The sequence below is a fragment of the Leptospira haakeii genome, assembly GCF_002812045.1.
Lineage (GTDB): Bacteria > Spirochaetota > Leptospiria > Leptospirales > Leptospiraceae > Leptospira_B > Leptospira_B haakeii.
The window spans coordinates 923,597-949,465 of sequence record NZ_NPEG01000001.1 but is presented as its reverse complement, the minus strand read 5'-3'; the positions used below and the strand labels follow the sequence as shown (position 1 = coordinate 949,465).

Below are 25,869 nucleotides of genomic sequence, written 5' to 3'. Positions count from 1 at the left end.
AGGTGGGACAAAAAACAAAACCGTTTTTTGTAAGAAGAAGTTACCGAAAGACTCCGGTAACTTCTTAAAGTGTGAAGCGGAAAAATCTATCTGTCAATTAAAAAGAAGATCTTTTCCGCTTTTATAGATTTAGAATTCAGGAGAAACGAACTTAGCTTGGCCAACACGAGGACGGATCACAAATCTGTATTTGCGTTTCGCGATTTGTTCCGGGTTGTACCAACGAACTTGGTAAACTGCCATTCCCTTTCCGGAGTTAGAAGTTTTTCTCACTTCTATATCTACTCCTTTATCATCTACAGGCTCTCCATCATGAGTTAATTCTTTCCAATCAGAAGTACCTTCTTTGTATTCAATAGAAACCAAGGATTCATGTAGGGAAATCTCAGAGCGACCCACATCCTTATAACGGAAGACCCAATGTTTTTCCAGATTTTCTTCCGCCAAGATCAGCTCCGGAGAATCTACTAATTCTCTTACACCTTCTGATTTCTCAGTTTCAGGAAAACGATCGGAACGATCCAATTCGTAATTCCAAGATGCAGGGAATGCTTCTTTTCCTCCAGCCGCTGGAAGATTTTTGGTAAGGTCGGCAAGATGTGCCTGCAAGAATGGTTGAGTGCCTGGTCCGTAAAGAGTATGACCACCTTCATAATGTTGGCGAGTATATTCTTCCGGAGTAGTTACATAACCAAAATATCCGTTTGCACAACTGATCACTGACGCGTTCTTGATCGGTTGAGAACTGGACTTTAATGCCTCATCTACAAATCTTTTTCCGGATTCTTTAGTAACTTCAAAAGGAACAGGAAGAAGAAGTGTGTCCGCAATTTTTACAGATTGTAAAAGAAGTTTATGAGGAAATTTTGATTTAGGAAGAACGATAGGTTGCAGATATTTGAAACCTACAATCCTCTTATGACCTTGGCATCCGCCTGTCAAAAACCAACGAGGCCAACCTTCTGCAAAGAATGGAAGCCAGTTTAAAACTGGAGTGAGCCCATCTTCTGCTCCGCCGGTTAATGCGGTTCCTACATAAGGACGATCACAAACTTCTGCATCACCGATCTTTTGGTTTTCGTATAGATCTACTTCTCTTGTATTAAAAGAAAGATTAACTTCAGTGCTTAAAGAGTTTTGAAGGGAATCAAAAAGTTTAGCAGCCTCTTCTCCTATAGCTTCTCCAATTCTTCTGGATTCTATAAACCCTTGCATGTCTTCACGATAATCAGGAGAATTATCTCCATGAGTGGAATTGTTCAGTGCATGGATCGGATCCCAGCTTGGTTTAAAATCTTTACGGATCTTCTTCTCTAAAATTCGAGTTGGATAAGCAAATACGTCTGCGTTTGCAACATCGTTAGAATCTGGCACAGTAGTTCCGTGAACCGAGAATGTAGAGAATGCACCAAGAGGTTTGTATCTTCCGTCTTTGTCTTGTGCATCAATACGGATCATCACTAGATCAGGATTGATCGCTTGGTATTGGATCTCAGGTTTTAATTCTTCGAATCCCGAGTTTTTATTAGCTCTGTATGCATCCAAAGACCTATTTCTGGTTAATCCCCAAATAGCAGTTTTTCCAGAAGCGATCTTAGCCGGTTTAGCGGATTTGTATGCTTCTTCTACCCCATTGGTCAAACGATCCAATACGAAATCAGTCCAACCCTTATCAAATCCGGGTTTATTAGAAGCAAACTCGTTGTAAAAATTATTATCGTAGAAGTTAGCAGGAGCAGAGTGAGTATGAGTTCCTGCAAATACGATCCCACCAAAAGAAATATCTGTCTTAGAAGCTAAACGTTCTGCAAGCAAATGATGGATCAAAAGGGATCCTGATAAAAGATCACTTTGGATCAAAACGACTGGTTCATTTGCATCTTTTCTAATATAGAAAATCCTAGCATAAAGACGAGTACGAAAACCTTTTTCGGTCTCAGCCATTTTGGAATAACCTGCTAAAGGTAAACCAGGAGGAGGTGTTAAGTCCACCTTGGAAATTCCTGCAACCAGTCCTCTGGTTTTAGAAACGATTTCCGGTTTTTTATAGGAGATCTTGTATTCAGCAACAGTGCCGCAGGACATCGCCGATAAGATCAAAAGGATCGAGATTAGATACGGTTGAATTTTCTTCACAATTTGTTTCGGTTTCATTCCCCCTCCGGGAATTCTCTGGTTTTTTTAGCCTCTACTTGCTATCAGAAGGAAAGCTTCTTAGCAAGAATTTTCGGATAACAGTTATGATATCAATCCGTCTTACAAACCAATTATATTCTCCAAAAATAGCTCGGATTTTTAAGCCTCTTATTAGTTTGGGACAGAATAAGAAATAAAGATCAGGAAATCTTCTATGTCCCAACCGGGTTTTTTACAAAGACTTAAATTTCATTTTTTCAATTTCTATCCTCCCTACTTCGGTGCAGGGATCAAGGTGAAGGCCTTGAATAAAGAGAGGACATTATTCTCCACCACAATGAAACTTACCCCTTTTAATAAAAATTATGTGGGGACACAATTCGGAGGATCTCTCTACTCCATGTGTGATCCTTTTTATATGTTGATCCTAATGGAACATTTAGGACCCGGATATTTGGTTTGGGACAAGGCGGCAACTATACGATTCATAAAACCAGGAGAAGGTACGGTAAGAGCAGAGTTTTATATCCCTAAGGAAAAAATCCAAGAGATCAAAGATGAAACGGATCGCAAAAGGAAGATGGATGTTACCTTCACTGCTCAGATCTTAGATGTAAAAACCGGAAAGCTCGTGGCAGAAGTAGATAAAGTCATCTATGTCAGAAAAAAATTGAAAGAATGATAGATTAACTCCGCCGCCCAAATTCCGTCAGTGCGAGATTTGTTGGAGTTCCTACCAAGTCCGGGACCGTCCCCTAGAATCATTCCAAAGAAAGCCCTTTAAATCTTTTTTAAGGGGGCCTAAAATTGTTTTTCCCTAGGAACTGCGATGAAATGATGGCCCCAAACGCTTATGTCCCAATGGAAAACCACACCTCTGTATGAGGAGCATAAACTTTTAGGCGCTAAGATGATCCCTTTCGGCGGTTGGGACATGCCTGTTCAATATTCCGGAATCATCGCTGAACATACTGCGACTAGACAAGCTGCCGGTCTGTTCGACGTTTCTCATATGGGAGAAATTTTTGTCGAAGGTCAGGCAGATATTATCCTCGGCTTTCTGGAATCAGTTACCTGCAATTCCGTTTCTTCTTTAGTAAACGGACAAGTGCAGTATAACGCAATCATCAATGAGAATGGCGGACTGGTAGACGATATCACTCTCTACAAGTTTAACGATCAAAAATATATGATCTGCGCAAACGCGTCCAATGTAGATTCCGTTTACGAGTATCTGAAAAAGTACGTACCAAGTTCTGCGAAATTAGAAAACCAAAGCGCTTCCTGGCATCAGATTGCGATCCAAGGTCCAAAGGCTGATTCCATTCTTTCTTCTTATTTTAAATCGGATCTAAGCCATATCGGATATTATAAATTCGTGTTATTTCCTTTCGCAGGCGAAGAGATCATCCTTTCCAGGACTGGTTATACGGGAGAAGACGGATTTGAAATTTATAGTTCTAATCCTACAGGTGTGAAGATCTGGAAGGAACTATTGGAATCCGGCAAAACAGAAGGGCTTCTTCCTGTAGGCTTGGGCGCAAGAGACACACTTAGGATCGAAGCAAAATATCCTCTTTATGGTCATGAGTTGGATGAGAACAGAAGTCCAAACCAATCCGGAATAGGCTGGATCGTAAAAGAAAAGAAAACTCCTTATCCAAAATACGAGCAGATCATCTCCGAAAAAAAAGAAGGCCCGAAAAGAAAGATCGTTGCATTCGAACTGCAAGAAGCCGGTGTCCCAAGAGAGAATATGCCTGTTTTAGATTCGAACGGCAAAAATATCGGTATCACAACTTCAGGTACCTTTTCACCTTCCTTAAAAAAAGGAATAGGACTCGCACTTGTGGATTCAGAAAAGATCCAACATGGAGAATCGATCCAAATTGAGATCAGAGGACAGGCTAAGTCCGCAATTATATTCACCCAATCTTTCATTCCGGGAAGCATTCGGAAAAATTAAACTAAGGATTTTCAAATGGCAGTAACTAACCCACCTCCGGGCTATAAGTTCACAGAAAAACACGAATGGGTAAAAGTAGAAGGCGATACCGCATTGATAGGAATCTCTGACTATGCTCAGGCGGCACTCGGAGATATCGTTTTTGTGGACCTTCCAAAAGTAGGGAAATCCATCAAACAATCAGATACATTCGGAACAATAGAATCCGTAAAAGCAGCAGAAGATTTATACGCTCCTATCAGCGGAGAAGTAGTCGAAGTTAATGGAAACCTTTCCAAAAACCCGGCCACTGTGAATTCAGATCCTTTCGGGTCTTGGATGATCCGAGTCAAAGGGATCAATTCTTCTGAATTGGAGAAATTATTAGATCCCGAATCTTATAGAGAATTCGTGAGCAAACTGGATTAGGAAAATAGAATGAGTACTGCAACTTGGAACGGATCCGGTAAACAAACTGAAATGAAGAATCCACTCGATCCTTTGGATACTTTTTCCAGAAGGCATATAGGTCCTGACGAAGATCAGATCAAAGAAATGTTATCCACACTCGGATTGTCCGGATTGGAAGAGTTGGTAGCAAAAGCAGTTCCGGAAGGAATTCGGTTGGAAAAAGCCTTGGATCTTCCTAAGGCTTCCACCGAAAGAAAGATCTTAAACGATCTGAAAAAGATCGCTTCTAAAAACAAGTTGTACCGCACTTATATCGGTTCAGGTTACCAAGCGAGTGTAATGCCTGGAGTTATCCAAAGAAACATTTTGGAAAATCCGGGTTGGTATACTGCCTATACTCCTTACCAAGCAGAGATTTCCCAAGGAAGATTAGAAGCACTTCTCAATTTCCAAACCATGATCATGGATTTAACAGGTTTGGAAATTTCAAATGCTTCTCTCTTGGACGAGGCGACCGCTGCTGCAGAAGCGGTATTCTTAGCATATGGAATTCGTAAAAACGAAACCTCTAAATTACTTTTTATCTCCGAGTTATGCCATCCTCAAACAATCGATGTGGTTCGTACAAGAGCGCTTCCGCTTGGGATCGAAGTAAAAATTGGAAATCATTTAAACGCAGAACTAAACGAAGATTATTTCGCAGTATTAGTTCAATATCCTGGAACAGAAGGAACCATTTATAATTATGAAAGTTTCTTCCAATTAGCTCATAATATTGGAGCTCTAACAATCTGTGCTGCTGATTTGCTTTCGCTCACAGTTTTAAAAGCTCCTGGAGAATTCGGAGCAGATGTAGCGGTAGGAAGTACCCAAAGATTCGGATTACCTTACGGATTCGGAGGACCTCACGCAGGTTATTTCGCAACTAAAGACGAATTCAAAAGAAATATGCCCGGAAGACTTGTAGGAGTTTCCAAAGACAGCCAAGGAAACCCAGGACTCAGACTTTCTCTACAAACGAGAGAGCAACATATCAGAAGAGATAAGGCTACTTCTAATATCTGTACTGCTCAAGTTCTATTAGCAGTTCTATCATCTATGTATGCCGTGTATCATGGACCTAAAGGTTTAAAAGACATCGCTTTTAGAGTTCATAGACTTACCGAAACATTGGCAAAAAATTTGGAGAAGGCGGGCTTTGCCATCCAAAACAAAACCTTCTTCGATACGATCGTCTTAGATTTAGGATCCAAGGCTCAAACTTATATAGATGCTGCTTCTAAAAAAGAGATCAATTTTAGAAGTTTAGGAAATGGCAGAATTTCAATCGCCTTGGACGAAACTGTAGAAGTTTCCGATTTAGAAGATATTCTTTCTGTATTCGGGATCTCTAAGATTGATCTTTCCTTGGAAGGAATTTCTATCCAAAACGAATTTTTGAGAACTTCCGAATATCTTACACATCCTGTATTCAACTCTCATCACACAGAAACGAAGATGTTGAGATATATTAGAAAATTAGAATCCAGGGATCTTTCTCTCACGACTTCCATGATCCCTTTGGGTTCTTGTACAATGAAACTCAATGCTACTGTAGAGATGTTCCCGGTAACCTGGCCTGAGTTTTCCAATATTCACCCATTCGCACCTGCTTCTCAAACAGAAGGATACAGAACCGTATTCTCCCAATTAGAATCTTGGCTTTCTCAGGTAACTGGGTTCCCAGGAATTTCTCTACAACCAAACGCGGGTTCTCAAGGAGAATATGCAGGACTTCTCGCAATCCGAAACTATCATATTAGTAGAGGAGATAAGGATAGAGATATTTGTTTGATCCCAATTTCTGCTCATGGAACCAACCCAGCTTCCGCTGCGATGGTTGGATTCAAAGTGGTAGTAGTTGCATGTGATGCAGAAGGAAACGTAGACTTAGAAGATCTAAGAGCAAAAGCAAAAGAACATTCTAAAGATCTGGCTGCATTAATGATCACCTATCCTTCTACACATGGAGTGTACGAAGAGCCTATTAAGGAAATCTGTTCCATCATTCACGAGAATGGAGGACAGGTTTATATGGACGGAGCGAATATGAACGCTCAGGTAGGGATCACAAGACCTGCAAATATAGGCGCTGACGTTTGCCATTTAAACTTACACAAAACATTCTGTATTCCTCACGGAGGCGGAGGCCCTGGAGTTGGACCAATCGGAGTTGCAGAACATCTGAAACCGTTCTTACCAGGTCACCCTCTCGTCGATAACGGAACAGGCAATGAACATGGTGCCGTCTCGGCTGCTCCTTGGGGAAGTGCAAGTATCGTTCTGATCTCCTGGGTGTACATTGCACTTTTAGGGACAGAAGGATTGGAACAAGCAACCAAGGCCGCAATCCTAAACGCAAACTATATCGCAAAACGTTTAGAGAACTATTTCCCAGTGCTTTATAAAGGTAAAAACGGATTCGTTGCACACGAATGTATTCTGGATGTAAGACCTTTCAAAAAAACAAGCGGTGTAGAAGTAGAAGATATCGCAAAACGTTTGATGGATTACGGATTTCACGCGCCTACAATGTCTTTCCCGGTTCCTGGAACTTTGATGATAGAACCTACTGAATCGGAGTCCCAAGAAGAATTGGATCGTTTCTGTGAAGCGATGATCTCCATTCACTCAGAGATCCAAGAGATAGAGCAAGGAAAAGCGGATCCTAAAGATAACCCTTTAAAAAATGCACCTCATACTTCTGCAATGGTGATCTCTGACAGCTGGGACCATGCTTATTCCAGAGAAAAGGCAGTTTATCCTTCGCCTTGGACCAAAGAGCATAAGTTCTGGCCTTATGTAGGAAGAATAGATAATGTATATGGAGATAGGAATCTGGTTTGTTCCTGCCTTCCTTTAGAATCTTATCTTTAATTTTTTCTAAATATCAGAAGACAATAAAAAAGACCGGGCAAGCGCTCGGTCTTTTTGTTTTAAGAAGAATGAAGATTAAGGGTTAATCGTCTTTCTTTTTCTTTTTGGATTTTTTAGACTTCTTGGAGTCGTCATCGTCATCCTTGTCTTTTTTAGACTTCTTTGACTTTTTAGATTTTTTGGAATCTCCATCATCATCATCGTCCTTATCCTTCTTGGATTTTTTGGACTTCTTAGAATCGGAGTCATCATCATCTTTATCTTTTTTGGATTCCTTGGATTCCTTATCGTCGTCCTCATCCTTGTCTTTCTTAGCCTTTTTCTTTTTCTTAGGCTCGTCTTTATCGTCGTCTTCGTCCTTATCTTTGGACTTCTTTGCTTTAGACTTTTTTACCGAATCTCCAGAATCGGAAGCCTTTCCTGGTTTGGCCCTGCAATAAGCGTCTACATTGGTTCCGTCTTGTTTGCTATAACCTGAAACCCAAGTACAATCCGAATCGGACTCACATTGGCCTTTGGATAAACCTTGGCATTGGGATTCTGCAGAAAGAGAAGTCCCACTTAAAATAAGCAGACCTGCAAAGAGAATACTAGTTATGAATTTTAAAAGATATATCGGCTTACGATACATTCTATCGACTCCTAAATCGAATGGTTCGACAAGGTTCTATATCAAAAAAGAATTTGCGATCTGAAATATTCCTATATTTCAAAAAAATGATATTAGAATCGTTTTAAAAAGGTGGGTCGGGAGGGGAATTCCTCCCGACCAAACACAGTCAGGAATCAACCGCCATAGTACATCAACTGGAACCCGTATATAGGATATAAAATGCCCATCTAATCTAACATTAACTCCCCGGGTCCATACCTTCAGAGCGGTCCGCATTCTACTATCGAGTCAATGAATCGTCAAGCTTACAAAATAAATAAGATGGAAATTTTGGAAAAAAATTTCATTTGGAAATATCTTTTTTCGAACGGTCGATATTCCATCGGCGACTAAACAGATCATATTCACTATTTGTAATGATCTTTTAGGTAGATCGGCCGTGTTCCAAACTTTATACTGATCGTTCAGAATTCAGGATTAGAAGTTAAAGTTATAGGGAAATGTAAGAAGAAATAAAAAAGGCCGGAGGTTAATCCGGCCTTGTATGATTACAGTAGAAACCCGGCAACGTCCTACTCTCCCACACAGCGAACCATGCAGTACCATTAGCGATGAGAGGCTTAACTTCCGTGTTCGGGATGGGAACGGGTGTGACCCTCTCTCTATAATCACCGAGAATCTATAACCAGTATTCCCGGCGGACCTTGGAAGTCTACTTTTTTTCAAAGAAAAAGAAGAAGTTTTTTAGGAAGAAGAAGGAGCCAAATTTTCTAAATTTCCTCGAGAGAGGTAACGATCCGAGCCTTAATATTCCAAAGAAAGTGATCTTACTTCTTCTCTGGAGTATGCATCCGGTTTTTTTAATATTTGGACCAAAGCCTTGAATTCCCTTGGAAGAAGTTTTCCGGGATGTTTATTAAAATAATATTTAGAAGATCTATAGATCCCGTTCAATCCACGACCCCAATAGACCAAATTCAGATAATATTCTAAAACTCCCTTCTTACCTAATTCTTCGTCAAGAGCTTGCGCAATTCGGATCTCTCTTAACTTGCGAGTTAATGTTTTGTCTCTGGATAAAAATAATGTTCTAGCAAGTTGTTGGTCTAAAGTACTCGCGCCTCTTAATCTTCTGAAAAAAAAGACCGCTTGTATGATAGAAGATTGTATGTCGGCTAGTGAGTATCCTCTATGCCTGTAGAATCTATAGTCTTCTACCTCTACTAAGTATTCTAAACTTCCTGGGGGCAATTCTTCTATCCTTACCCAATCGTTTTCGAGAGGAACTGACTCTAAGTTTTCAGGTAGATAAACTAATTTGTTCTCTCTGAATAAGATCCTTTTTTCAGGAAAGGTTTGGTAATAAATAAGAAGAAGGAATACTAATACTAGAATACTTCTGATCCCAAAGAAAAACCATCTATGTAAGAAATGATTTCCTTCGTTCATTGGACTTCATGTTTGATCTGTTTATCGTATAGCAAAAATACTTCCTGCTCTATCTGTTCGGAAGATACAAGTTTCCAATTTGTTTTATCGAAGTTAAGATATGCGGATTCTCCGCCGGTGATCGAAGGTAAACCGGATTGTCCGATAAAGAATGGAACGATAGTGAGATAGAGTCTATCCACGAGTCCCTTTCTGAAAAAGGAATCATTCAGTCTAGGTCCGCCTTCTAAAAGTATTTTGGAATGTCCTCTTTTTTCCAATTCTTTCAGTATGATCTCCGGATCCAGATCTTCTCCCTTTACTGGAAGTATCTCTGCAAACTCTGATAATTCGGATCTTACCTGGGATTCATTTTTAGAAGTGCAGAATAGCAAAGGTTTTACTTTAGAAAAATGGAATACCTTTCGATCAGAAGGTAATGTCCCGGTTCTAACGAGTAAAATTGCTCGAGGCTCCTTCTCCGATTCAACATATCTGAGATGAGTGACTGGGTCGTCGTTTAGAAGGCTATTTTTCCCAAGGATGAGGGCGTCTGCCTCAGAGCGGATCTGATCCATTCTTCTTTTATCATTTCGAGAAGAGAGGCCATACCATTTTCCGTCGGGGCGGCATACCTTTCCATCCAAGGTCATTGCCATGTTCACGGCTAAAAACGGAGGGTTCATTGCGGTTTGGATGCGAGGGTTTCGGAAAGTAATTTGAGAACTCTTCCTCTGCATGTACCGCAGCCGGTACAACAACTTGTGTCTCTCATCAACTTACCCAAAGTATCATTCCCTCTGCGGATAGAATTTGTAATATCCTCTTCGGATACTTGGTTGCATACGCAAACCTTTCTGGGTCGCATCAGGGCGTTTAGGTCTATTTGACTAAAGTCGGAAGAATTCATTAGGCCTTCTAATTATTGGACGCCGAAAGCAAAACCATCACTCAAGCTAAACATAAGAAGGTCAGGATCAAGAGAATTTTTTTCCGCCAAGATGCGAACTTCAAGAACCAATTGGTTTTTATAACGGATTCCAGAAGGGGATATTTCTCGTTGACAGCCGGACTTTGAAGCTCATCCTCATTCGGAAAATTCCATAAAGGAAACCTACAGAATGCAAGTGACCAAACGCGCTCCCTTAAGGGAAATTTTCGGATGGTGCATGTTCGATTTCGCCAATTCTAGTTATACCACTGTAATTATAACAGTCATCTACTGCAGAGTTTTCGCCGAAGTAATCGTTCCAATCTCCTCCAATCCGGCAAATCCTTACGAGGATGGGAATTTTTTATTTGGACTAGCTTTATTTTTCTCTTATCTATTAGTAGTACTAACAGGACCGTTATTCGGAGCTATCTCCGACTTCTCCGCTAAAAAGAAAACATTCCTTTTCTGGAGTTATCTCAGCTGTGTAATCAGCACCGCGGCTTTTTGGTTAGTTGCTACTCCAGGTTCTTGGGAATTAGGTTTTGGTTTAATTATTCTTTCCAACTTCTTCTTTGCTTCCGGAGAAAACTTTGCCTCTTCTTTTCTACCCCATTTAGGTCCTAAGGAAGAATTAGGAAAAATTTCAGGATACGCTTGGGGAGTCGGATATATGGGAGGACTTCTTTCCGTATTCTTGGTCCAAACTCTTGTTGCACCTTCAATCGACCCGGCAATCTACGGATCTCTTAGATTTGTAGGACCTCTTACAGCATTGTTCTTCTTGCTTGCTGGAATTCCTACATTCTTACTTTTGAAAGAGTACCAACCTGCCATTAAAATACCGACAGGAGAAAGTTACCTCACTATCGGTTTTAAACAATTATCAGAGAGTATCAAATCGATAAGACATTTTAAAGACCTAGTAATCTATCTGATCTCCCTATTCTTCTCAATGGCAGCACTTGCTATCGTAATCGCATTTGCATTCTTATACGGAAATCAAGAGATCAAGATCACATCCGGGCAAGAAGCTACCCTATTCGTAATGCTTCAATTTTTTGCGATGATAGGTGCGATATTTTTCGGGTTCGTTCAAGATAAGATCGGAGCCAAAAAAACTTTCAATATCACTTTGGTATTCTGGATCTTCTGCTTGATTGGAATTTATTTCGTAAGAGAGATCACCGGTTTTGTAAATGGACTAGGAGTGGATATCTCAGTACAATGGGTGTTCGTCATCTTTGGAACTCTTGCAGGTTCTGGAGTTGGGTCGACTCAGTCCGCAAGTAGAGCAATTGTAGGAGTTTTCTCTCCTGAATCCAAATCTGGGGAATTTTTCGGCCTCTGGGGTCTTTCCGGAAAACTGGCGGCAGCTATCGGAGTTTTTGCGATCGGTATATTACAGAAAATTTTCGATCTAAGAAATGCATTCTTAGTGGTTGCCGTATTCTTCTTCATCTCCTTGATCATCAATACGTTTGTGAATGAAAAAAGAGGGATTGAAAAAGCAAAGGATTGGGAAAGAAACGGGGGACATTAGTCCTCCTTCTTCCAAACTTTTCCTTGAAAATCCATTATTCTGGATTATACTTAGATCGTGGCCAGCACTGAGTTCAATACAGAAGATGAGTTCGAGTCCCACCAAAGCCAAAGAAAATTGGCTTTGGCGACGATGGACGAATTGACCCAAACCAAATTGGATCTTTTGGATGCTGGTAAAGAAATTCCTAAATTTCTAAACTACGCCATCTCTTATTTAAACCGTAAATATCTCACGGAAGAAAAGGTGATCAGCGACCTAATTGTACGAAGAGACTCTTCGAGTTAATTTACTCGTCGTCGTCATCCTTTTCTTTTTCAGCCTCTATTCTTATTTCAGAAATTACTGCTTGGGCCTCATCAAAGATGGGGGTAAGGGTAGAAGTATCCGAATCTATTTCACGAACAGTATCTTCCAGATAATATGTACCTTGAGTTGTTAAAAAAAAGAATCTAACCTGATCTAAGTCCGGATTCGGAGTCCAGCGGACCTTCTTCCCTTGTTTCCAAAGATAGGCATATTTGTGGATCAAACGTGCGGAACTTTTTTGGATACTTTCTCTTCCACCACCTCCTATAAAAGAAGCTCCTGAAGTTAAAAATAGGCTCGCGTCTCCGGAAAGAAATGTGGTTAAAGTGACCACCTCTCTTTGCGTAGGCCAGTCCATGATAATACCATATACGACTGTTTTACCTTTGGGATTTTGAATACCTATATCATCGTATTCCGTTTCGAATGCGAGTTCTCTTAATTCTTTATAAGGTGTTTTATCAATCGAGGGAGTACATGCAAATACTGACAATATGCCGATTATATAATAAAAACTAAATTTGGATAGAAGGCCCAAAAACTTCCCTGACATGAGAGTACTCCGCTTTTTTCCCAAAGGAATATCTCTGGAAACCTATCCAGCTAGACATCAAGAAAGACTTCTTTTTGCAAAAAGAAGGAAAGGAATTTAAGAAAAATCGCTAGATTCGAGAAAATCAAATCCTTCTTATTTCTTTTTGGCCTTTTTCTTAGGAGACTTGGATGTAACTTTTTTCTTGGGAGAAGCTTTTTTAGGAACAGTTTTCTTTTTAGCGGGTTTTTTCTTAGCTACTGTCTTTTTCTTACCTTCTTCACTTACTGTAAGGCTTGGGTCCCTTTCCATATTTTTAATAAGAGAAGTATGCCTGAATCTAAGTGCAGACCAATCATCGTCAATGGAGATCAATCTTACGCCTTCGAAACTGATCTTTCCGAGCGGATCCCAACCTGCATCTCTATGAATGGATACGTTATATTTGCGGGATGTCTTCTTGGGATAGGCTAACCATAAAAGTCCATCTTCAATCAAGGTGGTTGGCACCATAGAAGCTATATTGCGGATCTCGACTTCTGTTTGGACGAATGCAAGTATGAGTCTGTATCTTTTTCCGGACCTTAGCGCTCGATCGACCGGAGCCCCTAAACTGGAAAGTGCGGGTTCGAATTCATAAGGAGAAGATAAAACACAAATCTCCCCTTCGCCAGGTTTGAATTGTAATTTACCGAACACGGAATGGATAGCCATCGGTAAATAGAATCCTTTTCGCCAAGAAAAGGCAAGCGAGAAACCGAAAACATTTTTTTGAGCCAATTACATATCTATTGGATATTTTTAAATTACCGACCTTCTCCCTGTTTGCGGGATACATTCTTTTACCTAGGTGGATAACAATCGTTATCCAACGAGTAAGAACTAACGTCATGCGCCAGAGGATAAACGGATAGAAAGTTTAGGCGACAAATGATCCTGCTTGTTTTGCCACAGATTTTCCTTTTTCTGGTTCTAACAGAAACCGCAGTATACTGTGATATATCTCAATTACAAAAAAGGCGAACCGATTGGTCCGCCTTTTCCCTTATTCTAATGTTATAAAATTCTCTTATTGGAATTCCAACATTTTAGAAACCAGTCTCTTTTGATTGAGCTCCAGATCTCTCAGCTTATGGCGAACATTCTTGTCCACCTTACGCAGATATTTTTTATATGTTACAATAATCTGTTTTTGTTTATTATAAGGTAGTGGATTGCTTTCTTCATGTAGTTTGGTCTCCACACTAGGTGCTATGGATTGAACCGGAGTATCCGGCCAGATCAGTTCTGTATCATAGCTAGAATAATATTCTAATTTGATCTCTTTATTATTGTTCGGGGTTCTTTTTCCTTCACTTCCGATCTGAGGCCCTTTAGGATCTATATTGATCACCCTGCGCATCTCTCTTACGAAAATTTCTCCGTTAGAGTTTGTACGTTTGAACTGCATAATGATCTTTTCTAGTTTTTCAGGATTGCTGCCCGGATAGATAAAAATGCGCGCATTATAAAGATAAGTTTTAGGGAAGTCCCAGAAAGATTCTCCGGAACCCATATCCAATTCCAGATAAGGTTTATTATCCCTATCAGTTTTTAAGAACTGCGGTAATTCTTGAGGCTCGTCACCGATATATCTTAATGCTTTTTTGGTAGTATCCATCTGAAGAATCTTATTAATCTGATGGATATTTTGAGAGATAGAAGCGTGCAAATTATCTATCTCGATATCGGAAAACCCAGCCTTGCGAATGGCTTCGATCTGACGTTCTATTTCCCTTTCTTCCATGGTAAGGATTTTAGGTGCCGCATCTATTTGTATGAATACGGCCAAAAGAGAAATTATGAGAAAGATAAGGGTTTTCATTAGATGCCTTCCTTCTAAATATCGAAAAGACTATACCCTATTCTTGATCCTAAAAAGGATTTTTTCAAGGGTTCTTTCCTGATTATGCCTCGAATCTTTCGCCCGAATGCTTATTTCGAAGAGGAACTTCGACTTGGAAAATTATTTCCGAGGGAGTTGGAGGCCAGGAATTCAGTCTTAGAATCCTCTTTTTCAGTTTTAAACTCTTTTCCAGACTCGGCAAAAGTTTTAGCTCATTCCCCTCCCGAAGAAAACTGGATCAAATATTGGAAGGAGAAGGGAATACAGATCCCAAAACCTATTCTTCTCAGAAACATAAAACAATCTCTGCAAAAGGAAAAAGAGATCCAATTGGAAGAATGGGGAAAAGTATCCCGTTGGAATTCCAACAACAACGAATTAGAGATAGATACAATACTTGCAGATTCTGCAAAAAAATTCGGATCTAAATTAAACCAAAACGATTGGAACCAAGAATCTAATCCCGATCTGATTTCTTACTCAATCCGTAATTCAAAAGATTGGGAGATATTCTTACAGAAGGAAAAAGATCGCTTCTCTCCAGATCAAAAATTCGTTTTTAAAACTGAGTTTGGATTTGCCGGTGCTCAGAAATTTAGAGATGTTTCCGGATTAAAAGATCTAGCCTATCTATTCTTAAAAGTAAAAAGAGAACCTTTTCTGATAGAAAATTGGGTAGATAGAACGAAAGATTTTAGCTTATTATTCTCCGCAAAAAAAGGGGAATATAAAATAGAAGAAGGTACCATTCTACTCAACGATCATAAAGGAAAATACTCCGGAACCTGGATGGGAGAATTTTCTGAAATCCAAAACTATCTTTCCGAAATGTCAGAAAGTTTTTCTCAAGTCTCCAAATTCCATCCGAACTATGAAGGGTACGGTTCAGTGGATTCATTCTTTTATAGATCTAAAGAGACCCAGGTTTTACGCAAAATTTCTGAGGTCAATTTCAGATGGACAATGGGCTGCCTATTGTTTGAACTTCGAAATAGATTTCCTAAGAAGGGAAACGACCTTCTTCTTTTCTTACCTAAAGTCCAAAACTCAGATCCTTATTCTAGATTAAAAATTTGGGAGAAGGAAACAGGCTGGGAAATTTTTCCACTTTCCTCATTCTTCTCCCCTTACAGAAGACCAAACCAGAAAAACCTAATTTGGGTCCGTCTTCCTGCCGGGAAAACCCGGGATCCTTGGGAAGAAGCCAAAATCGTTTCGGAAAGCAGTATCCGAGCTCTGGGCCCCTGAAATGTACTTGTGATTCTTTACCTGCCTCCGAGACTGGTTCCAATCCCTTAGGGGAACTCAGCCTGCAGATATTACTCAGGTTTCAGGAAAAGAGATGGAACTGTTTCTCAATTACGCGCTGTATATTATCGTAAGTATCGGATTCTTGATTCCCTTCACTGGATTTGTTGTCGGAGCGGGAGCGATTGTAAATGCTACCGTTGCTGGATTTGCCGTTAACTTGTTGGCTCAAATCGTAGAAGAGGACAGACTCAAGGCTTATCTTGAAAAGAATAAGTCAACTATGATCGGCCAGGCTTTATTAAAAGCAGTCGAAGCAGGTAAAACTAAACTGGCACCTGGTTCAGTTGTTTCTCACACAGAAGAGCATGGACATGACGGACATCATCTGATCTCTGTTCAAACTTACTCTCTTGTGTTTGCTGCACTGATCGTTGGAACAGTAATCACTGTATTAGTAGCACAAGTTGACTTCGGAGCAATGAACACTGTGATCGCTATGCTTGTAGCGACCATCAAAGCTTCCTTAGTATTAGCTTACTTCATGCACCTTAAGTATGATAACGTAATGAACAGAGTGATCTTCGGATCCGGCTTCTTGTTCTTACTTCTTCTTTTCGGATTCTCCGTAGCGGACATCTACACAAGAGCGAAAATTTTCGCAGGCTTCCCCTACTAAGAAGAATAAATACTTCCTTTGTATCTTAAAAGAACCGGCGACCACGCCGGTTTTTTTGTAGCCTGAGGTTTTTCTTCCAGCTTTCGTATCCGAATCGAGCAGAGGAACTATGGCAGGATATTCAGGTACACCCTTGGCCAAAAAGTTAGGATTTAAAGAAGGCCAGAACGCGATCATCATTAATGAGCCTAAAGAATTTAAAGGCTTATTAGAAGAACTTCCTCCTAATATTACATTCAAAAAGAAGTTAGCGGGAAGTTTCGATTATATTCATTTTTTCTGTAAGAGCAAAGATGAACTTTCTAAAAACTTCTCCAAGTTCCCGGACTTTCTCGCGGACAAAGGAATGGTTTGGATCTCTTGGCCTAAGATGAGTTCAGGTGTGAAAACGGACTTAAAAGAAGATATGATTAGAGAAATAGGCTTGAAGACAGGATTGGTAGACGTTAAAGTCTGCGCAATTGATTCAGTTTGGTCCGGTTTACTTTTCAGAAGAAGAAAAAGTTAAATTCAGTATCAAATATTCGGAAACTCGAACATGATCCTATTAGAACGTTACAGTCTAGGTTTTTTATTACCAGGGATCATCTTATGTTTTGCCTGTATCGAAAAAGTCCCAGAAATCAAAAAGACAATCGAGATCCCTGAACTGGGTTTGGTATTAAACTACGAAGGCTGGATCTATGAAGAATATGATCCAAACCGAGATAGTTCAGACTCTAGTCGTTCTAAAAACAAAAGAGAACCCCAAAACGATAAACATGTTAAGGTAATGTTCTATCTTTTTGAGCCGGAGCAAAACAAAGGTTCCGAGATCAGGACCAATATTAATTTCGTATCAGAGCCGATTCCAGTAAAATATTCCAAAGCAACCTTGGAGGATTACGTAGCTTCTATCAGCGGATTGTATTCGAATATATATAAGGAATATGAAATACTTTCCGTTCCTCAAAAATGTAGTTTTGGAAAGGAAAAATGTATCTTTTTCGAATCCAAGTTTGTTCTTCCAAACAGCACGGAAAAACAACAGATCCGAACGCTCCAATGGATCTTTTTCAAAGAAGGTTACGTGTATATTTTCACAGGCACTTTACCTGAGTTGGAGTTTTCGGAGAAGAATAAAAAGATCCTGAATACGATCCAAACTCTTACTGAAAAGATATAATTCTCGATTAGTTACGCCTTAAAGACTTAGGCTTTTTATCCTCAGTAATATCCTCGTAATCCACTAGAAGTTTGTAAATCGCTACTGCGTCCTTCCAGATATGGATCCGTCCTTCTTTATTTAGATTCCGAACATATTCATTTACCTCTGAAAGGCGGGACCTAAAGAAATAGAATAATTTTTTATCCTCTATCGCTATATGGCTTACCAGCCAGTCCTTTAAATCCTGTATCAGAATCGCCAGAGATTCCAGTTCTTCTTTTTCACTTCTTTCTATCATATCGTTGATGAGAATATTAAATCTTTCATGCTGTTTCTGATGATTTTTTTCTCCGATATAATGGAAATGATGCATTATAGATTCTTCCGTATTAAAATGTTCACGGATATATTCTATCGTTTCGTAGATCGCTTCTTTTAACTGAGCGCTTAAGGAATCAGCATCTATTTCTTGTTTTAATCTTTGTTTATATAGTTTATCCGTTTTGACCAATAACTGCAAAAGCCATAGATGTTGGATATCCACGATCGCGATCCCGGTTTTGAGTTTATATCGATACCATAGATCTGAGATCAATTTTAGATTTTCTTCTCCCAGTTTTTTGAATTCTACAGAAACCTCTTGTTTGCCCGAGAACAAGACTATTTGGTATAATTTTTCGATCTCATCCGCATAGATTGATGCATTTAAATGTCTCTGCATCCAATCGGTGAGTTTATCATCCACATGGACCATTGCTGCATCCACATATTGTCTGTCTTCACTCAGTATATGTCTAAACAGCCATTTTTTTAGATTTTTTAGAAGGTCCAGAACGGCATTTTCAAAGTCTCCTTCAAAACTTTTTCGAACACGGTTCCTGAGAGCGGTGATGAACCGCATATGTTGTAATCTATGTTGTCCTAATTTTGTATAACCGATACTTTCCAAAAGTTTTTCTTCCAGAGCAAAATGTTCGGTTGCATAATCTAATGTTTTAGAAAGTGCATTCGTAAATGTAGTTTCTAATTCGGATCTGGTTCCCGACTCCAGTTTATCTTCAAGATCCGCAAGAATTCCGATCAACCAAAGATGTTGTTTATCTATTTCAGGAATTCCTAAAGAAAGATCGAATGTCTTCCAAATGCCTCTGATTTTTTCTATAACCCTTTCGTCATACATGAGATCATCCTTATAGCTGTTTTGCGGAAAACTGTTACAAGGATTCGTGAGTATGCTTCAGAACGAATCAGAAATCGAATGAAAGGAATTGATTTATATCAAATGGAAAGAATGAAGAACTTAAAAAAGTAAATCAAATATTGTATCTTTTGATGATTGATTTTGCTTCTTCTACAAAATTACTTTCTTCTTCTTTTGTAAAAGGTTTGAATACATTTTCTTGGAATCTTTTCGCTAATTGTATGTATTCCAAACAACCTGCGATGCTCATCTCAGGTTTCGCCTTTTTTTCGTAGATGACGATGTCCCCATTCTTAGGGATTACCATTGCTCTTGGAGGGATTTTTTTACCACCTCGGATCATACAACCCGCGAGTATCATAGCGCCGTCTCCGATCACCGCTTCATCTAAAATGATCGCGCCTATTCCGATCAAACAACCCTTACCGATCTTACAACCGTGAAGCATCGTATTATGACCTACTAATGTATAATCATCTATGAATAGACTGCCGGTGGAATCAGTATGAAGTGTGCTATTATCTTGGATATTAACACCTTCACCCAATTTGATTTCATTCAGATCCGCACGAACAACAGCGCCCGGCCAGAGAGAGGATAAAGGTCCCATCTCTAACATTCCGAATGCAGTCGCAGCCGGATGAATAAATGCTGTCTCGTGAATTTTCATAGTTTAACGAAGAGGATAACCGGAAGAATTCGCGACCTGTATCAAACGATCCGTGATCTCTTTGATCCTTTCCTGGGTTAAGTTCTTGTCCTGGCTCAAAAGTTTAAATCTATAAGAAACAGACTTTTTATTTTCAGGAAGATTTCCACCGGTAAATACAACAGTAACTTTCACATCCTGTAACTCAGGGAATTTTTCCAGGACGGCCAAATCGCTGAACTTGGAAGAAGATTCATTCAGATCCATCACCAAAGAAAGATCTATCTCTGTCTGAGGGAAATGAGAAGGAGCGGCAAAATAATTTTTGTTTCGATCTTCTGCCCAAACTTCTAATAAAGAAGCAAATTCAAATCTTCCTAGAATGACTCTCTTTTTGATATCAGCTGTATCCAAAGCAGCAGGATGAGCATATCCTAACTCTCCTACTTTTTTGCCGGAAACAAATAAAGAAAGAGATGCCTTAGGATGGAAATAACTTTTCTCTTCTATCTTCCATTCGACCTCTCTCAAGTTTAAGTGTCTTAATACTTTTTCGACGCCGGTCCTGACTTCGAAAAAATCGGATTCTAAAACGTTTAGATCCTTCTCGTTGGACTTCCTACTGAAAGAAACCCCCCAAACAAACCATTTGGATTCGTTCAAAGGTTCATCCGCTTTTTTATATGTACGTCCAAACTCGAAAATTTTCAATTTTTCGAATCGATCGGAATTGAATCTGATATTTTTCAAAAGAGAAGGATATAAAGAAGTTCTTAAATATGCCTGCTCATCCGGCATTGCATTTAGGATCTTGATAGAATCTTTTACTTCTTCTTCGAAAGAATTATCTTTTGAAGAAGCATAAGAATAATTGAATACTTCGTTGTATCCAAGGATTTGGGAGAAGGCCCTTTTTAGATGTTTTTCCAGTTCTCTGGAAAAATTACGAGCAGGAGGTTTTACATCCGAAGCCAATGGACGAACAGGAATAGATGCGTATCCTAATGTACGACCTATTTCTTCTACTATATCTTCCGGAATCGTGATATCGTAATTATGCCTGTATTTAGGAACAAGGACCTTAACCGTATCTCCTTTCCATTCAGTGGAGAAGGAAAGTTGTTTTAGAATTTTATCGGACGTAGATTGGTCAATTTCCGTTCCTAATTTTTTATTCAAAAAGCCTAAGCTAACCTCGATCTCTACTTTTTTATCTGCAGTATGAATGTACCCGGCAGGAAGGCTTGCTTTCAGATCAGGACATCCGTTCTCTTTCAGAAGATTTAAAGCCCTTTTGATAATAGGAAGAGTAGTTGTTGCTTCTAAACCTTTTTCATATCGAACAGAAGACTCGGAACGAATTCCTGTTTTTCGAATAGACTTACGAACAAACTCTCTTGGAAAAACTGCAGATTCTAAAATTACTTTTTTAGAATTAGAATCTACTGCTGTATCCGCACCGCCCATCACACCAGCGATCGCCACCCCTTTTTTAGAGTTACGAATGATCAGTATCTCAGGGTCAAGTTTAGGAGAAGTTTCGTCCAGAAGAGGGAAACTTTCGTCCTTCTTCGCATAATCTACTTCTAATTCGATTCCACCTTGAGCGGACAATTTATCGGAATCAAAGAAGTGAGTAGGCTGCCCTGCTTCCAATAATAGATAATTGGAAACATCCACGACATTATTGATCACTCTCACTCCACATTTTTTCAAACGGGAACGAACGGTCTTATTAGAAGGTTTGATCTGGATTCCTTCAACGGAAGAAGAATAATAAGAATGGGCGTATTCTGTTTCCTTTACCTTTGGAGAGGTAACATCTTTAGAGAAGTCCCAGCTAGTTTCAAAAGGATTAAATTTGATCGGCAAATTTAATTGAGCTGCAAGCTCTCTAGCAAACCCGAAATGGCTCCATAGATCCGGACGATGTGTGATAGATTTATTATCAATATCTAAAATAGTATCTCTGAACCCAAAATACTCTCTCAAATTCAGACCAGGTTTTGCTTCGGGATCATCCAGGACCATAACTCCAGCATCTTCCTCGGAGAGACCTAGTTCTTTTTCAGAGCATAACATACCGGAGCTTTTTACTCCTCTCAATTCAGACTCTAGGATTTTTTTATCTCCCAGCTCTGCGCCTGGAATTGCCAATGGAACCAAGTCACCTACTTTTAGATTAGGAGCACCTGAAACGATTTGGATCTTATTTTTACCGTCGGAAACTTGAGCGACTTGGAGTTTGTCTGCCTGAGGATGTTTTTCTAAAGATTCGATCTTAACTAAAATGACTTTCTCCAAATGAGAAAAATAATCCTCTACCCCATCTACTTCACATATAGAAGCTGCAATTTTTTTTAGGACATCCTCGAGGGACACATCCTTGATAGGGGTAAAATCGTTAATCCAATCCAGGGATAATTTCACGTAAACTGTCTCCTAAGGCCAAATATCTGGCGGAGTAGTTTAACAAAAGCGGATAGAGGGGGTTAGTGTCCAGCAGTAAAAAGACAGATATAGAAGCTTTAAGGCAGGCCTATGTTTAGATCAGTTTGAGCCGGGAAGATAAGCTTGGAAAAGTTCGAAACGATGGTGTATCTCTTTGCCTACCTTTACCTTTCTCAACTCTACTTCGAAATCCTCTTTTACTTTTTGGATCTCGTTTTTAGTTCGATTCATTGCGGATTTTTTTTCGGGTCTCCCTTCCCATTTGAAAGCGGCCTCTTGCCTCATTAGTTTTTCTTCTAACTGACGAAGAGTGTTTTGGTTGCTGTTTCGGATCTTATATTCTTCTTTTTGGAATAGATCTTTGGTTTGTTCGTATAATTCTTTTTTTCTATCTTCTAATGCAAATTCCAAGGTCTCACAAGCCATCACGAAATATTTTTCAGTATCGTCAGGCAATTCAGTTTCAGAAGATCTGAATCTATTCTCTCTTACTGTTTCCGGAAGATTTTCCAATACCTTGGAACTCCCGCTTCGTCGGTTCACTTCCACAACGAACAATTCTTTCCTATCTAAGGAAAATTTGAATTCTACTATAAATACGAAGTATAAGAAGTTCCCGGAAGTTCTATAAAATCCTATTTTCCAGCCGGATCTATCTTTTAAAAAGGATTGGACCGCTTCTTCAATTAAAGGATGGCCAAATGCCAAAAATTCTAATCCGTCATCGGCGAGAGCAAGTTCAGAATTGAATGTAGCCTTCTTCCCTTTGTAATTGACTCCGTCTAACTCATACACTTGAGGTTTTAGAGTTTTGAGTTTGAAGTTCAGTCGATCAGAATACTTCTTAGCATATCTAACGAAGAAGGTTTCCAAATGTTGGTTAGTAAAAGATCTTTCTTGTAAAGTGGTCTTATAATAATCTTCTAAATTAAAATCCAATAGTTTAGGAGTGACCAAGGAGCCCAGTTTTTCGAAACCTTTTTTGGCGATCTTGATCCTTTGGTCTATTTCCTCTTCTACTTCTTTTAACTTTTTATTACCTGTGACAAATCTCATGAAGCTGGAATGAAAATCCAGTTCGTCTTCGATTGCTCCAAGTAACTCGTCGGAACCTCCGATAGATTCCTCAAAAAGTTTGATCTTATTGGATAGAACTTCTAAAATTCTCTCTGCGACTGTATCTTTAGAAGCGAAGTTAAAAATAAATACATTATCCTTTTGGCCGAATCTATGGATCCTTCCGATCCTTTGTTCGATCTTTAAAGGGCTCCAAGGCAAATCGTAATTAAATAGAACATTTGCAAATTGAAGGTTACGTCCTTCTCCACCTGCTTCTGTGCATATCAATATCTCAGAAGTTTTTCTAAATTCTGAAATCGCTTCTTCTTTCGCGTCCGCACTTAAAGATCCATGAAATAATGTGACCTTGTATTCAGATAAGGTAGATGCTAAGAAGTCCTGGGTACTTCTGAACTGAGTGAATATAATAAATTTAGGATGCCCTTCTTTTTTGAGCTTTGCAATTGTCTCTTTCAGTTTCTGGCTTTTTCGATCTTCTTTGATCTTTTTGCCTAAAAGGATCAGCCTGTTTAAGGATAACAACTCTCTTCTCAAATTTGCAAGATCAGAAGGAGCGGATTCATCCAGATCGGAAACGAAGTCCTCAACTCCTTCTGTCTCGTCCAAGTCCCATTCTTCTAATTTATTGCCGACTGCTTGCAAACGATGGAGACGATTCTCCAACATGAACTTACGTTTGGACAATGCGGAAAGAAGTGCGAATACGGAAGAATCCAATAATTTCTGAAATACGATCATCACAAATCCGATTGCCCTGTTTTGGGTTCTCATTGCGAGATTATACTCTCTGCGAACGTATTCCGTAGTCTCATTGTAGAATTGTCTTTCTACCTCGGATAATTCTATCTTTACTGTTTTGGCGAATCTTTTGGTGAATCCGCCCACTTCTACTTTTCTTCTTCTTAAAAGAACCTTTGAGATCTTCTCCTTTAATCCGCTTTTATTCCCTAGAACATAATCGTTTATAAAAGTATGATATGGCCCAAGCAAATTCGGATCGACCAAGTGGACCAGATAATATAACTCTTCTAATTTTCCCCTAAAAGGTGTTGCGGTAAGAAGAAGTAGACATTCACATTTTTTGGCGATCTTCTCCGCGAATAAATAAGCTCTAGTGACCTTATGATAATCCCTTCTTAAACGATGGGCCTCGTCAAAAACTACAATATCCCATTTTGTTTTTAGGATCTCTTCGGCGTATTTAGGATTTTTAATAAAGTCTACGGAAGTAATTACATGTTTAAAATTCTTCCAGTTCTTCTCTCCGCTAGCTAAGAAGTTCCTTCGTTTAACGATCTCAAAGTCTTCGTTAAATTTATTTTTTAATTCCTGTTTCCATTGGACAAGAAGTGGAGAAGGCGCAACGACCAAAACCTTTTTGTATCCTCTACGAAAGATTAGTTCTTTCATAACTAGAGCTGCTTCTATCGTTTTGCCAAGTCCTACCTCATCTGCCAAAATGAATCTAGGTCGAAGGGAATTCACGACTACGAAAGTGGATTCTATCTGGTGAGGAAGAAGTCTGGTCCTTGAATTGGATAATGCGGAAAGTTTGTCGTAGGCATGAGTGAGTTTTAACTCGAATGCTTGCAGGCTTAGATCGAGTAACTCGGGATCTGCAAAAGATTCGGTAAATGCAGTAGGATAAGCCCCTATAATTTTTAGTCGGTTAGAATTTTCAGAAACGGTTTTTCTGATATCAGAAGATGGAAAGTAAATCTGGAATTTTCCGGAGTCGGAACTTTCTATCCTTCCAATTCCTAATTCGGGTTCGTCCTTGAGATAACAGGAATCCCCTCTGAACCCGCTGGAGGAATCGGATTCGAAATCTAGACTGAGCTGCAAAGTAGAGTCCAAGATCAAACTCCCCTTTTTTCTCCCCAGATATATTTATGGGTCTGCAAAGAAAGACGCAGATCCGTTCTATTATTTTCTTTGATCCAATCTACAAGGATTTCGGGGGCAAGCTCTCCGAATACAGGAGAAGCCAGAAGATTTCCCTTTAATTTAAAACCGTCTACCACTTCCAAAGTTCTATCAAAATCCTTTCTATCTCTAATTACGAATTTGATCTCATCCAAATTATCGTTTCTATCCCGGACAAATTCCAAATTCTCCGAGATCATTTTATTTTCCATTCCTGAGCCAGGGAGTTTGTAATCCAGAGTGAAAACCATATTTTCCAAATTTGAGATCGGCTCCGCACCGTTTGTCTCCACCCTCACCCTCGTATAAAGCCCCGAAATATGCCTGGACTGTTTCAATTTTTCCGCCAATGTTTGGCTGAAAATCCTATTCGAATTTTCTAATGGTTCTCCGCCCGTCAGAAGTATTTGTGTAGGAGAAGAAGAAATCGATCCTATCTCCGAGATCACATCTTCTAATTCCATTTCCTTCCCCGCATTCGGAGAAAGAGCATACGGAGTGTCGCACCAAAGTTTGCGGCTTCCGTCCATTCCGCACCTGAGAGAACATCCCGCGAACCGGACAAAAATTGTAGGCAAACCTGTTGAAATTCCTTCTCCAGAAACGGAGAGATAAATTTCGTGAACGACGGATTTCATACTAAGGAATAGCTCTCCAAGGTACAAGATTTTTACCTGCTTTCTTTACAAGAATCCAGAAAAAACCGTTTATTAGAATACCAGAATGATTTTTGGCCTGATCCAGTCAAGATGGGGCTATCAAAATCCCGAAAAAAGCTTGTTGAAAGACCTATGTACGTGTAATAAATTTGGAAGCCTTTTTGAAACCATTTTAACGTT

23 protein-coding genes and 1 rRNA gene are annotated in these 25,869 nt (G+C 39.5%); 10 read left to right on the top strand and 14 right to left on the bottom strand.

The features are described from left to right. Window positions 1-129: 129 nt before the first annotated feature. The gene (locus tag CH377_RS04555; protein WP_100722595.1) at window positions 130-2,154 is read right to left on the bottom strand and encodes a neutral/alkaline non-lysosomal ceramidase N-terminal domain-containing protein; all 2,025 of its coding nucleotides are present in this window, start codon (window positions 2,152-2,154) and stop codon (window positions 130-132) included. 196 nt (window positions 2,155-2,350) lie between these two features. On the opposite strand from CH377_RS04555, the gene CH377_RS04550 reads away from it, so the two are divergent. The 4 genes from CH377_RS04550 (at window position 2,351) to gcvP (ending at window position 7,408) form a co-directional block, all read left to right on the top strand. Beyond that, a complete protein-coding gene (locus CH377_RS04550) occupies window positions 2,351-2,818 on the top strand; it encodes a YiiD C-terminal domain-containing protein (RefSeq protein WP_100722594.1) in 468 nt (155 codons plus the stop codon). Between the two features lie 171 nt (window positions 2,819-2,989). Further along, entirely contained in the window at window positions 2,990-4,102 is a 1,113-nt protein-coding gene (gene gcvT / locus CH377_RS04545; RefSeq protein ID WP_100722593.1) for a glycine cleavage system aminomethyltransferase GcvT, read from the top strand. Window positions 4,103-4,117: 15 nt separating this feature from the next. Next, window positions 4,118-4,510 carry a glycine cleavage system protein GcvH gene (gcvH, locus tag CH377_RS04540; protein ID WP_100722592.1) on the top strand — a complete coding sequence of 131 codons (393 nt, stop codon included), beginning with the start codon at window positions 4,118-4,120 and terminating at the stop codon, window positions 4,508-4,510. 9 nt (window positions 4,511-4,519) lie between these two features. Further along, complete coding sequence (gcvP, locus tag CH377_RS04535) at window positions 4,520-7,408, top strand: aminomethyl-transferring glycine dehydrogenase (protein WP_100722591.1); 2,889 nt, start codon at window positions 4,520-4,522, stop codon at window positions 7,406-7,408. 82 nt (window positions 7,409-7,490) lie between these two features. Here gcvP and CH377_RS04530 read toward each other — a convergent pair whose 3' ends face one another. From CH377_RS04530 to CH377_RS04510, 5 genes are all read right to left on the bottom strand, one after another. Next, window positions 7,491-8,039, bottom strand: a complete 549-nt coding sequence (locus tag CH377_RS04530; protein ID WP_100722590.1) for a hypothetical protein — start codon at window positions 8,037-8,039, stop codon at window positions 7,491-7,493. A 541-nt stretch (window positions 8,040-8,580) separates the two neighbouring features. Next, window positions 8,581-8,697: ribosomal RNA gene (gene rrf / locus CH377_RS04525) — 5S ribosomal RNA — on the bottom strand. Window positions 8,698-8,825: 128 nt separating this feature from the next. Beyond that, window positions 8,826-9,470, bottom strand: a complete 645-nt coding sequence (locus tag CH377_RS04520) for a biosynthetic peptidoglycan transglycosylase (protein WP_100722589.1) — start codon at window positions 9,468-9,470, stop codon at window positions 8,826-8,828. Then, window positions 9,467-10,135: a RibD family protein gene (locus CH377_RS04515; RefSeq protein WP_100722588.1), complete on the bottom strand. Its 669-nt coding sequence runs from the start codon at window positions 10,133-10,135 to the stop codon at window positions 9,467-9,469. The genes CH377_RS04520 and CH377_RS04515 overlap by 4 nt, the downstream gene beginning before the upstream one ends. Next, window positions 10,132-10,359 (bottom strand): (2Fe-2S)-binding protein, encoded by a 228-nt coding sequence (locus CH377_RS04510; protein WP_008589782.1) that lies wholly within the window; start codon window positions 10,357-10,359, stop codon window positions 10,132-10,134. Before CH377_RS04510 ends, CH377_RS04515 begins: the two co-directional genes overlap by 4 nt. A 211-nt stretch (window positions 10,360-10,570) precedes the next feature. On the opposite strand from CH377_RS04510, the gene CH377_RS04505 reads away from it, so the two are divergent. Both CH377_RS04505 and CH377_RS04500 read left to right on the top strand, forming a co-directional pair. Further along, window positions 10,571-11,923, top strand: a complete 1,353-nt coding sequence (locus CH377_RS04505; RefSeq protein WP_100722587.1) for an MFS transporter — start codon at window positions 10,571-10,573, stop codon at window positions 11,921-11,923. Window positions 11,924-11,980: 57 nt separating this feature from the next. Beyond that, window positions 11,981-12,211, top strand: coding sequence for a hypothetical protein (locus CH377_RS04500; RefSeq protein ID WP_100722586.1), 231 nt, complete (start codon window positions 11,981-11,983; stop codon window positions 12,209-12,211). 1 nt (window position 12,212) lies between these two features. Here CH377_RS04500 and CH377_RS04495 read toward each other — a convergent pair whose 3' ends face one another. The 3 genes from CH377_RS04495 to CH377_RS04485 all read right to left on the bottom strand — a co-directional run bounded on the left by CH377_RS04495 (window position 12,213) and on the right by CH377_RS04485 (window position 14,628). Then, window positions 12,213-12,785, bottom strand: a complete 573-nt coding sequence (locus tag CH377_RS04495) for a hypothetical protein (protein WP_100722585.1) — start codon at window positions 12,783-12,785, stop codon at window positions 12,213-12,215. A gap of 135 nt (window positions 12,786-12,920) precedes the next feature. Then, complete coding sequence (locus CH377_RS04490) at window positions 12,921-13,478, bottom strand: hypothetical protein (RefSeq protein ID WP_100722820.1); 558 nt, start codon at window positions 13,476-13,478, stop codon at window positions 12,921-12,923. A 355-nt stretch (window positions 13,479-13,833) separates the two neighbouring features. Further along, window positions 13,834-14,628 (bottom strand): LIC13212 family protein, encoded by a 795-nt coding sequence (locus tag CH377_RS04485; protein ID WP_100722584.1) that lies wholly within the window; start codon window positions 14,626-14,628, stop codon window positions 13,834-13,836. 84 nt (window positions 14,629-14,712) lie between these two features. Between CH377_RS04485 and CH377_RS04480 the strand changes: the two genes are divergently transcribed. The 4 genes from CH377_RS04480 to CH377_RS04465 all read left to right on the top strand — a co-directional run bounded on the left by CH377_RS04480 (window position 14,713) and on the right by CH377_RS04465 (window position 17,741). Next, entirely contained in the window at window positions 14,713-15,897 is a 1,185-nt protein-coding gene (locus CH377_RS04480) for a hypothetical protein (RefSeq protein WP_100722583.1), read from the top strand. Between the two features lie 94 nt (window positions 15,898-15,991). Further along, entirely contained in the window at window positions 15,992-16,576 is a 585-nt protein-coding gene (locus CH377_RS04475) for a cytochrome C oxidase subunit IV family protein (protein WP_100722582.1), read from the top strand. Window positions 16,577-16,685: 109 nt separating this feature from the next. Continuing rightward, complete coding sequence (locus CH377_RS04470) at window positions 16,686-17,084, top strand: DUF3052 family protein (RefSeq protein WP_100722581.1); 399 nt, start codon at window positions 16,686-16,688, stop codon at window positions 17,082-17,084. Between the two features lie 30 nt (window positions 17,085-17,114). Further along, window positions 17,115-17,741, top strand: coding sequence for an LIC_13215 family putative lipoprotein (locus CH377_RS04465; RefSeq protein WP_100722580.1), 627 nt, complete (start codon window positions 17,115-17,117; stop codon window positions 17,739-17,741). Window positions 17,742-17,748: 7 nt separating this feature from the next. On the opposite strand, the gene CH377_RS04460 is transcribed toward CH377_RS04465, so the two are convergent. From CH377_RS04460 to CH377_RS04440, 5 genes are all read right to left on the bottom strand, one after another. Then, window positions 17,749-18,903, bottom strand: a complete 1,155-nt coding sequence (locus CH377_RS04460; RefSeq protein ID WP_100722579.1) for a bacteriohemerythrin — start codon at window positions 18,901-18,903, stop codon at window positions 17,749-17,751. Window positions 18,904-19,036: 133 nt separating this feature from the next. Beyond that, complete coding sequence (locus tag CH377_RS04455; protein ID WP_100722578.1) at window positions 19,037-19,594, bottom strand: gamma carbonic anhydrase family protein; 558 nt, start codon at window positions 19,592-19,594, stop codon at window positions 19,037-19,039. Window positions 19,595-19,597: 3 nt separating this feature from the next. Then, a complete protein-coding gene (gene pheT / locus CH377_RS04450; RefSeq protein WP_100722577.1) occupies window positions 19,598-22,003 on the bottom strand; it encodes a phenylalanine--tRNA ligase subunit beta in 2,406 nt (801 codons plus the stop codon). Window positions 22,004-22,123: 120 nt separating this feature from the next. Next, on the bottom strand, window positions 22,124-24,961 hold the full coding sequence (locus CH377_RS04445) for a DEAD/DEAH box helicase (RefSeq protein WP_100722819.1): 2,838 nt from the start codon (window positions 24,959-24,961) through the stop codon (window positions 22,124-22,126). Between the two features lie 2 nt (window positions 24,962-24,963). Continuing rightward, window positions 24,964-25,668, bottom strand: a complete 705-nt coding sequence (locus CH377_RS04440; RefSeq protein ID WP_100722576.1) for a 7-carboxy-7-deazaguanine synthase QueE — start codon at window positions 25,666-25,668, stop codon at window positions 24,964-24,966. Between the last annotated feature and the right edge of the window lie 201 nt (window positions 25,669-25,869).

Bases quoted from the DNA above. Each gene is read 5' to 3' on its own strand.
- CH377_RS04555 (WP_100722595.1), bottom strand. From the start codon at position 2,154: ATGAAACCGAAACAAATTGTGAAGAAAATTCAACCGTATCTAATCTCG.
- CH377_RS04550 (WP_100722594.1), top strand. From the start codon at position 2,351: ATGTCCCAACCGGGTTTTTTACAAAGACTTAAATTTCATTTTTTCAAT.
- gcvT (WP_100722593.1), top strand. From the start codon at position 2,990: ATGTCCCAATGGAAAACCACACCTCTGTATGAGGAGCATAAACTTTTA.
- gcvH (WP_100722592.1), top strand. From the start codon at position 4,118: ATGGCAGTAACTAACCCACCTCCGGGCTATAAGTTCACAGAAAAACAC.
- gcvP (WP_100722591.1), top strand. From the start codon at position 4,520: ATGAGTACTGCAACTTGGAACGGATCCGGTAAACAAACTGAAATGAAG.
- CH377_RS04530 (WP_100722590.1), bottom strand. From the start codon at position 8,039: ATGTATCGTAAGCCGATATATCTTTTAAAATTCATAACTAGTATTCTC.
- CH377_RS04520 (WP_100722589.1), bottom strand. From the start codon at position 9,470: ATGAACGAAGGAAATCATTTCTTACATAGATGGTTTTTCTTTGGGATC.
- CH377_RS04515 (WP_100722588.1), bottom strand. From the start codon at position 10,135: ATGAACCCTCCGTTTTTAGCCGTGAACATGGCAATGACCTTGGATGGA.
- CH377_RS04510 (WP_008589782.1), bottom strand. From the start codon at position 10,359: ATGAATTCTTCCGACTTTAGTCAAATAGACCTAAACGCCCTGATGCGA.
- CH377_RS04505 (WP_100722587.1), top strand. From the start codon at position 10,571: ATGCAAGTGACCAAACGCGCTCCCTTAAGGGAAATTTTCGGATGGTGC.
- CH377_RS04495 (WP_100722585.1), bottom strand. From the start codon at position 12,785: ATGTCAGGGAAGTTTTTGGGCCTTCTATCCAAATTTAGTTTTTATTAT.
- CH377_RS04490 (WP_100722820.1), bottom strand. From the start codon at position 13,478: ATGGCTATCCATTCCGTGTTCGGTAAATTACAATTCAAACCTGGCGAA.
- CH377_RS04485 (WP_100722584.1), bottom strand. From the start codon at position 14,628: ATGAAAACCCTTATCTTTCTCATAATTTCTCTTTTGGCCGTATTCATA.
- CH377_RS04480 (WP_100722583.1), top strand. From the start codon at position 14,713: ATGCCTCGAATCTTTCGCCCGAATGCTTATTTCGAAGAGGAACTTCGA.
- CH377_RS04475 (WP_100722582.1), top strand. From the start codon at position 15,992: ATGGAACTGTTTCTCAATTACGCGCTGTATATTATCGTAAGTATCGGA.
- CH377_RS04470 (WP_100722581.1), top strand. From the start codon at position 16,686: ATGGCAGGATATTCAGGTACACCCTTGGCCAAAAAGTTAGGATTTAAA.
- CH377_RS04465 (WP_100722580.1), top strand. From the start codon at position 17,115: ATGATCCTATTAGAACGTTACAGTCTAGGTTTTTTATTACCAGGGATC.
- CH377_RS04460 (WP_100722579.1), bottom strand. From the start codon at position 18,903: ATGTATGACGAAAGGGTTATAGAAAAAATCAGAGGCATTTGGAAGACA.
- CH377_RS04455 (WP_100722578.1), bottom strand. From the start codon at position 19,594: ATGAAAATTCACGAGACAGCATTTATTCATCCGGCTGCGACTGCATTC.
- CH377_RS04440 (WP_100722576.1), bottom strand. From the start codon at position 25,668: ATGAAATCCGTCGTTCACGAAATTTATCTCTCCGTTTCTGGAGAAGGA.